13 protein-coding genes are annotated in these 13,495 nt (G+C 37.2%); all 13 read right to left on the bottom strand.

Annotated features, from left to right (window positions below; translation table 11 throughout):
* Positions 1–7: 7 nt before the first annotated feature.
* Positions 8–583 (bottom strand): YdeI/OmpD-associated family protein, encoded by a 576-nt coding sequence (locus ABN763_RS11165; protein WP_410485549.1) that lies wholly within the window; start codon positions 581–583, stop codon positions 8–10.
* A gap of 2 nt (positions 584–585) precedes the next feature.
* Positions 586–1,944 carry a GntP family permease gene (locus tag ABN763_RS11170; protein WP_410485550.1) on the bottom strand — a complete coding sequence of 453 codons (1,359 nt, stop codon included), beginning with the start codon at positions 1,942–1,944 and terminating at the stop codon, positions 586–588.
* 6 nt (positions 1,945–1,950) lie between these two features.
* Positions 1,951–3,834, bottom strand: coding sequence for an NADP-dependent phosphogluconate dehydrogenase (gene gndA, locus ABN763_RS11175; protein WP_410485551.1), 1,884 nt, complete (start codon positions 3,832–3,834; stop codon positions 1,951–1,953).
* 112 nt (positions 3,835–3,946) lie between these two features.
* Complete coding sequence (locus ABN763_RS11180; protein WP_410485552.1) at positions 3,947–4,549, bottom strand: short chain dehydrogenase; 603 nt, start codon at positions 4,547–4,549, stop codon at positions 3,947–3,949.
* A gap of 15 nt (positions 4,550–4,564) precedes the next feature.
* The gene (locus ABN763_RS11185; RefSeq protein ID WP_410485553.1) at positions 4,565–5,479 is read right to left on the bottom strand and encodes an alpha/beta hydrolase; all 915 of its coding nucleotides are present in this window, start codon (positions 5,477–5,479) and stop codon (positions 4,565–4,567) included.
* 10 nt (positions 5,480–5,489) lie between these two features.
* Complete coding sequence (locus ABN763_RS11190) at positions 5,490–6,821, bottom strand: M28 family metallopeptidase (protein ID WP_410485554.1); 1,332 nt, start codon at positions 6,819–6,821, stop codon at positions 5,490–5,492.
* 53 nt (positions 6,822–6,874) lie between these two features.
* On the bottom strand, positions 6,875–8,047 hold the full coding sequence (locus tag ABN763_RS11195) for an MFS transporter (protein ID WP_410485555.1): 1,173 nt from the start codon (positions 8,045–8,047) through the stop codon (positions 6,875–6,877).
* A gap of 3 nt (positions 8,048–8,050) precedes the next feature.
* Positions 8,051–9,565, bottom strand: a complete 1,515-nt coding sequence (locus tag ABN763_RS11200; RefSeq protein WP_410485556.1) for a nuclear transport factor 2 family protein — start codon at positions 9,563–9,565, stop codon at positions 8,051–8,053.
* Positions 9,566–9,660: 95 nt separating this feature from the next.
* Complete coding sequence (locus tag ABN763_RS11205) at positions 9,661–11,472, bottom strand: acyl-CoA dehydrogenase family protein (RefSeq protein WP_410485557.1); 1,812 nt, start codon at positions 11,470–11,472, stop codon at positions 9,661–9,663.
* Between the two features lie 39 nt (positions 11,473–11,511).
* On the bottom strand, positions 11,512–11,646 hold the full coding sequence (locus ABN763_RS11210; protein ID WP_410485558.1) for a four helix bundle protein: 135 nt from the start codon (positions 11,644–11,646) through the stop codon (positions 11,512–11,514).
* Complete coding sequence (locus ABN763_RS11215) at positions 11,582–11,872, bottom strand: four helix bundle protein (RefSeq protein ID WP_410485559.1); 291 nt, start codon at positions 11,870–11,872, stop codon at positions 11,582–11,584. The genes ABN763_RS11210 and ABN763_RS11215 overlap by 65 nt, the downstream gene beginning before the upstream one ends.
* Positions 11,873–11,903: 31 nt before the next feature.
* Entirely contained in the window at positions 11,904–13,094 is a 1,191-nt protein-coding gene (locus ABN763_RS11220; RefSeq protein WP_410485560.1) for an acetyl-CoA C-acyltransferase, read from the bottom strand.
* A gap of 39 nt (positions 13,095–13,133) precedes the next feature.
* Positions 13,134–13,481 (bottom strand): four helix bundle protein, encoded by a 348-nt coding sequence (locus ABN763_RS11225; protein WP_410485561.1) that lies wholly within the window; start codon positions 13,479–13,481, stop codon positions 13,134–13,136.
* Positions 13,482–13,495: the final 14 nt, after the last annotated feature.

Consider the following 13,495-nt stretch of genomic DNA (forward strand, 5'->3'; position numbering starts at 1 on the left):
GAATAAACTACCAGCTACTTCGAGATTTGATCCCTTGAGCGCATAATCTGATAATTTCTTTAATTCGTTTTTCTCTTGTTTCTTGTCGTTTTGCTTGGTTTAACCAGTACAAATAACTTTTTCGATTGCTAAATGTAAAGCTGCAATAGTTTGTAAACGCAAGCTCATTATTGTCGAATGCTTTTTGAAGATCATCCGGAATCACCCCATTTTCAACATCATCCAAAGCAACCCATGAACCATTTTCTTTTGCTATTTTGATTGATTGATAACCAGATTCTTGCATTTTACCAAGGGCAATCAACTCTTTAATATGGGTTTTGTTCACTTTGCTCCAAACACTTTTTGATTTTCGTTTTCGGAAATATTGAATTCGCTTTGGTCCACCAACATTTTTCACCGTAGAATCGATCCAGCCAAAGCAGAGTGCCACACGAACCGCTTCCTCCCATCGCATCGTGGGTATTTTAGCCTCTAGTTTATAAAATACAAGATAAATTCCTTGGTCATACTGGTTGTGATTCTTTAATAGCCAATCGTACCATTGCTCATCTTTCTCAAAGTATAATTCGGGTTTTTCCATAGCTAAACAAAGATACTAATGAGAGCAACACCTGAAAACCCAACAAATGCTAAAATTGTGGTCATGACCGTCCATGATCTGAAGGTCTGCTTTTCATTGATATTGAGGTATTGACTTACTAACCAAAATCCACTATCATTTACATGAGAAAAAATAGAAGCTCCTGCTGCAATGGCTATTGTTATGCAAGCGAGCTGCATTCCCGGAAGGTCCGCATCGGTAATTAGCGGTGCAACAAGACCCGCAGCAGTAAGCATTGCGGTGGTCGCTGAACCTTGAATAATACGAACTAAAGCGGCAGCAATAAATGCAAAAAGCAAGATTGGAATTCCGGCCTCAATGAGCGCGCTGGCAATCATCTTGCCACCCCCAGTATCTACTAATACCTGTTTTAAAACTCCACCAGCTCCAGTGAGTAATATAATAGTGCCGGCAGGGGCGAATGATTTGTTACTTACGTTAAGTAACTCGTCTTTCGAATAGCCCTGTTTTCTTCCTAAAAGATACCATGCCAATAAATTTGCCAATATTAATGCCGTAAATGGGTGACCAACAAAACTGGATATCAACTTAATTTCTCCCAAGATGTTTTTATTAAAACTACCATCAATCAAGCCGCTATCAATTGTTGTATTAATCAATATTAAGACAATGGGAAATGCGATTATGGAAATAATTATTCCAATTTTTGGAAGTTTGTTGAATGAATCCTTTATCTCACCTTCCATAATTGATGGAGCTTCAACATGTATTTTTTTTGCAATATGTTTTCCAAATAGCAATCCCGATATAAGTACAGCTGGTAATCCTACCAAGAAACCAACTAAAATGACTTCGCCTAATCCAACCCCTAAAATATCAGCTACTGCTATAGGTCCCGGGGTTGGTGGTATGAATGCATGGGTAGCTGCTAAACCAGCCAATAACGGAATGGCATACAACAATAACGATTTTTTGGTTTTTCGTTGAATTGAATACAGCATTGGTATTAAGATGATAAAGGCAACATCAAAAAAAACAGGAATAGCAATAATAAAACCAGCCAATGACATAGCCAAGGGAGCTCGTTCAGTACCTAATTTACTCAGTAGGAATTGTGCAATTACTTTTGCTCCTCCAGAATGTTCCAGTATGGCGCCAAATAACGCTCCCAATCCCACTACCGTTGCTACAAAGCCCAATGTCCCTCCCATGCCTTTTTGAATAGTAGCCATTAATTCTGTAGGATCTAATCCTGCAAAAAGACCAATGAACATACTTGCTATTAATAAGGAGATGAAAGCAGATAATTTGGTTCTTAGAATCAAAAAAAGAAGTAGGGCCACTCCTAATACGATTCCTATTAATAACTGATAATCCATATACTATTATTTAACGAACCAGTCGGTGTGAAAAGTTCCTTCTTGATCTATCCGCTTATACGTATGTGCTCCAAAATAATCTCGCTGCGCTTGTATCATATTTGCAGATAAATTTTTTGTAACCATCGAATTAAGATAAGTAAGTGCTTCATTAAAACAGGGAAGCGGAGTATTGCTTTCGACCGATGCGAGAACAATATTTTTTAGACTTTTTTTGAGTGACTTTATTTGATTTACTGCTGTCGGTTGAAACAGAATCTCTTTTTCAGATATCGTAAAGGAATCGACTAGGCTTTCCATTAATTCTGATCTTATAATACAACCATTCGTCCAAATACGAGCAATTTCGCTAAGATTCAAATTCCAAGCATGTTTTTTTGAAGCTTCATTGATAAGACTGAAACCTTGATGATGATTAATGATTCTAGCAACTGTATAGGCTTCCTTTAAGGTATTAATATCAAATTGAGGAATTGTTTTTTCAAATTGATAAAGCCCAGCTAACTCTATGCGAGCTTCCTTGAAAGTAGATACATAACGTGCAAATAATGCACTTGAGATAACGGTAGCCGGTATTCCTAAATTAGCCGCAGATACGGTAGTCCAGTTTCCGGTACCTTTATTTCCTGCTTGATCTAATATTTTATCAATAAGCCAATCTTTCCCCTCTTTTTTTCTTAAAATATTGACCGTTATTTCTAATAGAAAACTATTTAATGCTGTTTTAGTCCATGGTTCTATAAGATCTGCAATTTCGAAAGGTGTCTTTTCTTGCATTCTTAATAGTTGATATACCTCTGCCAACAGTTGCATTTCAGCATATTCAATACCATTATGCACCATTTTGATATAATGACCACTTCCGTCAGGCCCTACATAAGAACAGCATCCTTTTCCATTCTTATCGGTTGCAGCAATTGTCTCTAAATAGGGCGCAAGCACTTTATAAGCTTCCTCACTGCCGCTTGGCATAATCGAAGGGCCTTTTAAGGCTCCCTCTTCGCCACCAGATACGCCGGCACCTACAAAGTGAATTGCTTTTTTGTTTAAATGATCAACCCTTCTTTTGGTATCCTCAAAATGAGAATTACCTCCATCAATAATGATATCACCTCGATCGAGTAATGGCAATAAATCTTCGATTACATAATCAACGGGTTTACCAGCATTGACCATTAGCATGATTTTTCGAGGTCGTTGAATAGAAGTAACAAAATTAGCTAAATCATCAAAGGCCATAGCGTTTTTAAACACTGGGAATTCAGCCTTAAAGTTTTTAGCAACGTTAACCTCTTTTTCATCGACATGCCTATTATACATCGATATAGTGAAGCCATTATTTGCTAAATTTCTACTAAGACTTTTACCCATTACCCCCAATCCTATAAGGCCAAATTCAGTTTTATGGTTAACAATGCGTACTACTTGATCAGTAATTTCTTCAGGTGTCATCGTAATTGAGAATGTTAATGCTTTTATGGGATTTTCCAAAGTATCAAATTGTGATATAAGGAGCACTGGTGGCATAAAATGGCCTTTACGTTGTTTCATTCTTTCGGTAATCAACTCAAAATCACCTTTTAAATGGACAAAATAAGTGGACCTTACTTCCCTTGAAAGTATTTGACGGTAGTTTTCTTTTAAGGCTGAACAGGCAATGATTGCACCTTCACTTTTCTGATGTCTAATCGCTAGGGCATTTAGTGCTTCCAACCAACCTTGGCGATCATGGTCGTTGAGTGCTTCTCCTGAAGCCATTTTCTGTTTGTTGGCTTCAGGATGAAAATCATCTCCATCAAAAAAAGGAATGCCAGTTTTTTTTGAAAGAAGTGTTCCTATGGTAGTCTTACCAACACCTGAAACACCCATTATAATAATTATGTTCTTCAATTTTGTGATGCTTAAATAAGCCTGTCAAGTTATGTAGTTATGCTACTTAACACATAATACTATTTGAGAATACTATGATACTTTATTAAACAGCGTTTACAGAAATTACTTTTTATCCGTAAATACGAATGACCTGACCGCTTATTTTTCCTTCAATACTTTTAACGTATGCATTGACAACCTTGTCCATTGATACCGGATTGTGGCCCGGAAAGTATTCACGGTACTTATCAACTGCATCCACTACCAAACCTGATGATACAGCATTAATGCGATGATTGTGTTCTAGTTCCAAAGCAGCAGCTTTTACAAAGCTGTGTATTGCACCATTAACCATTGCTGCACTAGTGGTCATCGGGACAGGATCGTCGGCTAATATTCCGGTAGAAAGTGTAATTGAGCCTCCTTCGGATAAATACTCCAGACCAATACGGGCCAGATTAACCTGCCCCATAAGTTTACTTTTTAGACCAATATGAAAGTCGTCTTCTGTTAGATCCTTAAATGGAGCCCACTTTGCTTCTCCAGCAATACAAACAATTGCATCGATCATTCCAACCGATTGAAACATGGTTTCAATCGATTTTGAATTAGCAATATCTACATTGATATCACCAATAGTTCGACCAGCGATGATCAACGTATGTTTCTTCTTTAGATAATTGCTTACAACCTTTCCAATAGTTCCGTTTCCGCCTATGATAAGAATCTTCATGTCTATGTAGTAGATTTATTTAGCTAACATAAAGAGTATTGGAATATGAACGCGAGCGCTCCAACTTTTTTCACTATGATCAGCCCCTTCAAACTTTTTGGTCACCCAATTTTCATTTTTAATATAGCCCTTGTCCAACATCATTTGATCAACTTTTTGTTGGAAAGGTTCGTATTGTGCATCCAGTGTTTCTGTGCCATAGTCAAAATAAATTTTATGGGTTTTGGGGTCTGGCAGTGATTTTGGTAATGTCGAAATATAAGCGTTACCAATCATTGGCACTGGCCAATGTGTTGAGACACAACCAGCGGCTCCAAAAACCTCTGGGTACTTTGAAATAGCATATAACGATATTAATCCACCCATTGAAGATCCCATAATAAAGGTGTCTTCTGTTTTGGTAGATACATTGTATGTTTTGTCAATAAAAGGTTTCAATTCGTTCACTAAGAATTCGAGATATTCATCCGATAATAATTTGTCACCTCCAAAGTTTTCTTTTAGGGCTTTTCTTGCCTGATCATTATCAGTGGCTTCCTTCGGTTGAGCTGGCATGTACTCAATAAAACGTGTTTTCACCGTATTCCAAGGAGCAACCACTATTGTCTTTTCTATAGCACCAATACCCATTAGGCTGTCAATTGTTTCGTCAACACCCCAATCTATTTTTGTATAGGAGGTTTTAGGATTGAAAACGTTCTGACCATCATGCATATATAATACATGATAAGGCGTTGACGCATTTTGATCATATCCTGAAGGAAGAAAAACTTCAACATTCCTGGATTGCACAATTTCAGATTTGAAGTTTTCATGCATAACCACTTTTCCTTTTTTGCTAGATATTAGCTGATTGTTAGAACTTTGGGAAATAGTAGTTGTAACAGTTGTACAAATTAGTATGGTTGTGATAAAAGAAGTTAATTTCATTTAAGAATAATTATCTGATTATTTGATTAGGAAAAACTACGGTACTTTCATGGCCATCCTTCCCGATGGCTGATACGCCAAAAAAGAAATTATCGATCACAATTCCGTCCAAGGTAAACTCGGTTACATTACCAACACTTCTGCTATGATCCCATGTAGGACTCGTGGTATCTCTCCAATAGATTTTATAACCTTTTGCACCCTCAACTTTATTCCATTTCAATCTGGCTGAAGGTTCAACAATGCCTCCAATGCCAACTGTTTTAGGAGATGGCGGTGCCCAAGCTAGACCTGCCATTGTAATTGCATTTACGGTAGTTAATTTTTTAGCATATTCAAAATTCACATGCTCAAATGTATCGCCATATGTAATGCCGTTTTCAGTACGAATATCCTGATGTTGTTGTGTATAGTTTTCATGAGCTTCCATTATACGTATTCCTGGATAACCAGCATCATTAAATGGTCTGTGATGACCACCACGACCAAAACGATCTAGACGATATACCATCATCGGATTCATTTCAGGCATATACCTTTCGGTTTGCTTGTGTACGTACCTTGCCAGTTGGCGCGAAACACCATCGACTTCACCGCCGTAAAAACGTCTTGCTCTTCGTTGTCTTTCTGTTTCGGTAGGGGGAACAGGTTCTGAGAAAATTCTGAAAGTTCGGTTATCAATAATCCCATCAACCCCGGTTATATTGCCGATCATATCATTGTTCAAAATGCCGATAATTTCCCATTCTTTTTCCTTAGCATATCTTGCTAAGCCTTGTCCACCAAATAACCCTTGCTCTTCTCCCGAAAGTCCTACATAAATGATACTGCTTTCAAATTGGTATTTAGACAAAACTCTGGCTGCTTCAATTGCCCCGGCCATGCCACTCGCGTTGTCATTTGCTCCGGGCGCATCCGATGTGTAATTATTAGGATCAGACACACGGCTGTCAATATCGCCACTCATTATGATATAGCGATTTGGGTATTTGGTGCCTATTTGAATAGCAACCACATTAACAACCATTACATCTTTTACAATACGTTGATTGGCCCCTTTTTTTACCAGGTCTTTTTGATAAAAAACATCTAAGCAATTGTTACAATCTTTTGAGATTGTTTCGAATTGTGATTTAATCCAACGTCTTGCAGCCCCTATTCCTCTGGTGCTGGAAAGGGTGTCGCTTAAAGTATGTCTTGTTCCGAAATCTGCTAATTTCTTTATATCAGCTTTAATGCGATCGGCTGATACGCTTTCTATGATCTCATACATACGCTGATCTTGCTGAGAAAATATTGATGTGGTAATTATTAAACTAAGAAGTAGTAATGTGGTTTTCATTTTTGGTGTGATTATCAACTTCTAAATTAAACAAAAGTGAACGCACATTTTTATTAAAGTTTGTTAGAACTTTTTTTAAGCAGGTGGTATAGTCCGAATATGGGACCAATAACTAAGGGGATGAATAAAAATTTAATGGGAATGAGCATACTTAAATACGATAATAATTGAATGCTTACAATGCTTATTCCGAAGCCAATACAGTTTACTATAGTAAGCCCTGTTCCCTTAAGCTCTGGTGGAGCGGATTTGGCTACAAGCGTCGAAAACTGAGGAGAATCGGCAATGACAGCCATACCCCAAATAATGAAAACGATCAAAAAGATAATGTAAGGAAGCTCGAACAAAAGGGGAGAACATAGGCAGCATATTCCTGATATTGCCAATGAGAAAATCGCCACTTTTCTACTGCCTTTTTTTAGAGAAATATAACCACCGATAATGCAGGACAATAATCCAATGGCGATCACAGTAAAAATTACATACGAACTTGAAATTGCTGAATTATTTATTGTATTAAAGTGTTGAAAAGCAATAGGTACAAAAGCCCAGAATGCATACAACTCCCACATATGTCCAAAATAACCAAAAGCAGATTTCTTAAATTGTTTTAATTTAAAAAGATTCGTAGTTGCCCTTAATTGAAGTTGCGTGCTAGGTTTGCGAAACGGACCATTTTTAACAAAAATAGCAAGCGCTAAGCTTCCAATTGTTGCTAGTATTGAGGTTCCTTTTATTATGAAGCTATAACTTGTACTCCAATTAATTCCTTTTAGAAAGTGAGGAAATGCTGTGCCTAACACTAATGCACCTACCAAATAACCCAACGCTTTTCCAAGGCCGTCTTCAAAATAATCAGCGGCGATTTTCATGCCAACAGGATATATCCCAGCAAGAAAAAAACCAGTACCAAATCTTGCTAGTATCAAACTTGTAATATTCAAATTAGGGTGTATAATAGAAATATTGCAAGCCGCAGCTAAAAGCCCGCAGCACAGAAAAACTTTAGATGGTGAAAACCTGTCTGCTACCATCAGCAAAGCGAAAGAAAGCGTGCCAATAATAAAACCAAGTTGTACTGATGATAATAGATACCCTATATATTCACTTGAATTGTTCCGTATAATTGGAATTTGACTAACTACCGCATTACCTGCAAACCACAATGAGGTACATGCAAATTGAGCAAATACAATAACAGGTAGAATATGTGGTTTTGGATTCAATTATTACTCTTGAATGCTGGTGACGGAAACAATCTTACCGTTTTTAATTTTGTAAACGGAAACAGCACGGTAATTTGCACCATTAAAATCATGATGTTCTTCATCAATAACAATGTCACCTATAATTATTCGTCTATCTATCTTCACTTTTATACCTTTTACATTCTTGAAGATATTTCCGTACAAATTAGATAATGTATTCTTACCGGTAGAAGTTTTTAGATTTGGGTAGTTATAAAGGGTAATTTTTTCGTCATAGGCCTTCAAAAAGGTTTTTAGATCCTGATTATTATAAGCTTCATTTTGTTTTAAAACAGGAGCTGGATCAATATTTTTTTGCTTTGGGCGGATGAAACGTGCCCGGATAATCTTTCCATTCTCCACTTCATACATGGCAACTATAGAATAGGTACGGTTATTTGCAGTTATAAATTCTTCATCAATTACCACATTGCCAATGACAATTCTGTTTTTAATTTCTGAATGAAGATTCGGTGTTTTTTCAAAAAATTCTTGATACCGTTTTCTGGTTGCTTCAGCACCTTCTGTTGTTAATGAATCGGGATAACTATATAGCCGCACATCTTCAAAAAACGTCCTCATGAATCCTTCAATATCCCGATTGTTATAGGCTTCTAACTGTTTTTGTACTACATGTTCGGGAGAAACTTCGGCCACAAAAGCCATATAAGTGCCAGCTTGGTTGACAGCCAAACGTGAAATGTTGTTGATCTCAGGGTTATTGAAGGTTTTAAGCACTTTCCAATTTAAACTTTCGTCGGGATTTAAGAAGTAAATTGTTTTATCTTTTGCCATGAAAATAGTGCCATCTGGGGTCCAACACATGTCTTCAACCTTGGGTATGGTGTTGATAATTGATTGAGTTTTTCCGTTTGTAACGTCAAGTGACCGTACCTCCCATTTTCTATTTTTCTTACTTATATAACTAATCAGGTTACTATTTGGAATTTTATGTAAGGAGCGCCCTATGTTGGTTTCAATTTTTTTATTGGTTTTTGCAGTAATATCTGAAACTACCAATGAGGATTCTTTACCTAATACAAACGAGGCTAATGTATGTTGATTGGCCCATGCATGATAACCAATTACCAAGTCGTTTATCAAAACCTCAGATGTTCCCATTAAATAATCATATTTATATAGCAATTGCTTGCCATCTTTATCTAGTCGTATTGATGAGATTGCTTGTTGACCCGGAATTTTAGTCGGAGAGTATTCACTACCGAATTCGGTATTGGTAATGTGACAAAAATGCCGCTCTAAAATGGAGTATTTTCCAATTTCTGTTTGCCCATTTAAGTTGGAAGAAAATAGCACCGTATTATTATTGTAAAACGAAGGTTGATTATCATAACCATCATTATTACTGATGTTTATGGGTTCAGAAAATTTGAATGAATTTCCACTTTTTTCTAAATATAAAAGATGTATCTCGGTATCGGTTTGAGCTGTAATTGTTAAACAAAAAACAAGGGCGAAAAAAGGTAGTATTCTCATTCCTAAATTATTTTGTTTAAAGGTAAGAAGTTTCCACAAAAAAAGCCGCTCAGTCACGAGCGGCTTCTTTGGTTTACGAATAAACCAGATTTGAATTAGTCAAAGTGATATCCGTTTTCTGCTGCAACGCTATCGGCGATTTGAGTACGCAAAGCGACTACATTAGGGTGGTTCATGTACTTAGTAAATCGCTTAAGCCCCATTAACATCATGCGTTGTTCATCTCCTTCGGCAAAAGAAACAATTGCTTCTTTTCCTTTCGATTGAATAATATCAACTGCATTGTATAGGTATAATTTAGACATTGCAATTTGTACTGCTTGCGATTCTTCGCCAAATCGTTTCGCATTCTTTTCTGTTCTTAAAATTGCCGATTCTGCTAAATAAATCTGAATTAAAATATCAGAAGAAGCCATTAGTAATTGCTGGTGTTTTTCTAATTCTGGACCGAATTTTTGTACAGCCGATCCTGCCACCATTAAAAACACTTTTTTAAGTTTGGCAATCATATCTTTTTCTTCAGATAATACCTCTGAATAATCAGGTGTATCAAATGATGGAATTCCTGTTAGCTCATCAGCAACTTTCATTGCAGGATTTAATAAGTCGACATGACCACGCATTGCTTTCTTTACTAACATACCCACAGATAACATTCTGTTGATTTCGTTAGTTCCTTCATAAATTCTTGAAATACGAGCATCTCTCCAAGCAGATTCCATAGGAGCTTCTGCAGAGAATCCCATTCCGCCAAAAATCTGGATACCTTCGTCAGAAGTGGATTGAACGTGCTCAGAAACCGCTACTTTCAAGATTGAACATTCGATGGCATATTCTTCCACACCTTTTAATTCAGCTTCTTGATGACTGTTTCCTTCAGCAACACGAATGGCAATACGGTCTTCAATATTTTTTGCGGCACGGTACGAAGCTGATTCGTCAGCATACGTATTTGTAGCCATAGTTGCGATCTTTGATTTGATCGCACCGAAATTCATGATTGGCGTTTTAAATTGAATACGCTCGTTGGCATATTTTGTCGCTTCGTCAATAATTCGGCGTTGAGCATCTAAACAAGCTGCGGCTAATTTAATGCGCCCAACATTTAACGCGTTCATTGCAATTTTGAACCCACCGCCTCTTTCAGATAGCATGTTCTCTACGGGAACTTTTGTTTCGTTAAAGAATACTTGTCTTGTTGACGAGGATTTGATACCTAGTTTAGGTTCTTCTTCACCCATAGTAATACCGTTACTCGGGTCGTTTTCTACTATAAAACCAGTAATATTTTTATCATCGCCAATTCGTGCAAAAACAATGAACAACTGGCAGAAACCAGCATTCGAGATCCACATTTTTTGGCCGCTTATCAAGTAATGTTTCCCATCATCAGATAGTTCTGCTTTTGTTTTACCAGAGTTCGCATCTGATCCGGCTCCAGGTTCTGTTAAGCAATACGCCCCAAACCATTCGCCAGTTGCTAGTTTAGGAACATATTTTTTCTTTTGCTCTTCATTTCCATATAGTGTAATAGGCATCGTTCCAATTCCTGTATGTGCACCATATGCAGTACTAAATGAACCAGTAGCACCAGATATGTAGTCGCAAACAAGCATTGTCGAAACGAACCCCATACCAAGTCCGTCATATGCTTCTGGTACTGAAATTCCTAAAAGCCCGAGTTCACCTGCCTTACGCATACACTCTTCGGTAAATGCATAATCCTTTTTTTCAAAACGCTCCCAATGCGCCCAAACCTCGCGATCTACAAACTCCTTAGTACTGTCGCGCATCATTTTCTGCTCTTCGTTTAGGTCTTCTAACGTAAATACGTCTTCACACTTGGTTTCTTTTACTAGGAACTGTCCTCCTCTAAGTATTTCTTTGTTTATTGTTTCAGTACTCATATTCTAAAAGATTTAAGAATCAAGATACAAGGGACAAGACTAAATGTCTAAATTCCTCATGAATCCCGAAATCATTTTTTGTAGTTGTTGAATTTTACTTTCTAGTAATTTAAATTGTTCTTTGTTTATGTAATTTCTTCTTTCTGCAATTATCAATTGGGTTTCCCCATTCAAAAGCAGATCCTAAGCTGCTTTCTAAATATTTGTTGAAATGTCTATCCGTTTTTTTACTTGTTCCTTCTGCAATATTTGAAGGGATTGAAACAGAACATCTTATTAATTGTTGCGTCAGATTAAACTTTTCAAGACTTGGAAAATGGGTAATCAAGTTATAAGTCTCATCAACTAGGGTTATACCTTCTTGCCAAATCTTTAGATTCTTGAAATTATGATTAGCCACTTTCCTGCTTCTTGTTTCTTAAATCTTGCTTCTAGTTTAAAAATTCAAATATTCCTGCTGCTCCTTGACCCGTACCTACGCACATGGTTACCATTCCATATTTCCCCTTCATGTCGCGTTTACGCATTTCATCGAAAAGCTGAACCGATAACTTAGCGCCAGTACAGCCAAGCGGATGACCTAATGCAATGGCACCACCATTTACATTGACGATGTCTTGATTTAAATCAAGTTCTCGCATCACCGCAAGGGACTGCGAGGCGAACGCTTCATTAAGCTCAATAAGTTCGATATCATCTTGTTGTAAACCAGCCTGTTTTAATGCTTTTGGAATCGCCTTTACTGGTCCTATTCCCATGATGCGGGGCTCTACACCAGCTGCCGCATAATTTACCATACGTGCTATTGGCTCTAGATTTAATTCTTTTACCATTTCTTCACTCATGATCATTACAAAAGCAGCACCGTCACTCATTTGCGAAGAGTTACCGGCGGTAACACTTCCTCCAGCCGCAAACACAGGACGAAGCTTTGCAAGAACTTCTTTGCTAGTGCCCTTACGCGGACCTTCGTCTTTATTTACCGTATATGACCTTGTTGCTTTTTTACCATTTGCATCGATATAGACTTGCTCAACATCAATAGGCGCAATTTGATCTTGAAAACGATCTTCTGCCTGAGCTTTTAACGCTTTCATATGCGAGTTGTAGGCAAACTCATCTTGGTCTTCCCGTGATACTTTGAACTGATTGGCAACGGCCTCGGCGGTATTACCCATGCCCCAATAATAATCTTCATGTCCAGATTTCACTAGGTCATAGTTTAACTCCGTTTTAAAACCTGTCATGGGGACGGCACTCATACTTTCTGCACCACCAGCAATAATACAATCGGCCATACCCGCTTGAATTTTTGCTGTAGCAATACCGATTGTTTCTAATCCTGAAGAACAAAAACGATTAACTGTTACACCGGGAACATCAATGGTATCCAACCCCATTAATGAAATTAAACGTGCCATATTCAGTCCTTGTGATCCTTCTGGCATTGCATTACCAACAATAACATCATCAATACGTGATTTGTCTAGTTGCGGTAATTCTTTCATCATATGTTGGATCGTCTCTGCAGCCAATTCATCTGTTCTTTTAAATCGGAATAACCCTTTAGGAGCCTTTCCTACCGCAGTTCTGTATCCTTTTACTATATATGCTGTTTTCATTTTGTTAGTATTGAGAATTGAGATATCAGTATTGAGATTTTAAAGTTTCTTTTGAAATGAATAATTCATTTTTTGAATTTCAATACATAAATCAATTACTGGTTGTATTTTGTTTTTATTCTTAAGATTTAATTCATCTAATAATATCAATTGAGTTTGCAACTCGTATGATGAGCCATTTGCAATACTCATAAAATGCTTAAATTCCTTATTCGAATTTCTTCCAGCACCCTCAGCAATATTAGAAGGAATGGAAACTGCACTTCTTTTTATTTGAGATTTTAATCCAAATTTTTCCTCAGAAGGAAGTTCTGCGACAAGAAGATAAACGGATTTGGCCAACTCAATTGACTTCTTCCAAATTAGTAAATCGTTTATTTTGTGCATTTTTCTGAGTACTC

Source organism: Spongiivirga sp. MCCC 1A20706 (assembly GCF_046524175.1).
Lineage (GTDB): Bacteria > Bacteroidota > Bacteroidia > Flavobacteriales > Flavobacteriaceae > Spongiivirga.

Coding starts and splice junctions, on each gene's coding strand:
- ABN763_RS11180 (WP_410485552.1), bottom strand. CDS start 4,549: ATGAAGATTCTTATCATAGGCGGAAACGGAACTATTGGAAAGGTTGTA.
- ABN763_RS11225 (WP_410485561.1), bottom strand. CDS start 13,481: ATGCACAAAATAAACGATTTACTAATTTGGAAGAAGTCAATTGAGTTG.
- ABN763_RS11185 (WP_410485553.1), bottom strand. CDS start 5,479: ATGAAATTAACTTCTTTTATCACAACCATACTAATTTGTACAACTGTT.
- ABN763_RS11165 (WP_410485549.1), bottom strand. CDS start 583: ATGGAAAAACCCGAATTATACTTTGAGAAAGATGAGCAATGGTACGAT.
- ABN763_RS11220 (WP_410485560.1), bottom strand. CDS start 13,094: ATGAAAACAGCATATATAGTAAAAGGATACAGAACTGCGGTAGGAAAG.
- ABN763_RS11170 (WP_410485550.1), bottom strand. CDS start 1,944: ATGGATTATCAGTTATTAATAGGAATCGTATTAGGAGTGGCCCTACTT.
- ABN763_RS11200 (WP_410485556.1), bottom strand. CDS start 9,565: ATGAGAATACTACCTTTTTTCGCCCTTGTTTTTTGTTTAACAATTACA.
- ABN763_RS11205 (WP_410485557.1), bottom strand. CDS start 11,472: ATGAGTACTGAAACAATAAACAAAGAAATACTTAGAGGAGGACAGTTC.
- ABN763_RS11190 (WP_410485554.1), bottom strand. CDS start 6,821: ATGAAAACCACATTACTACTTCTTAGTTTAATAATTACCACATCAATA.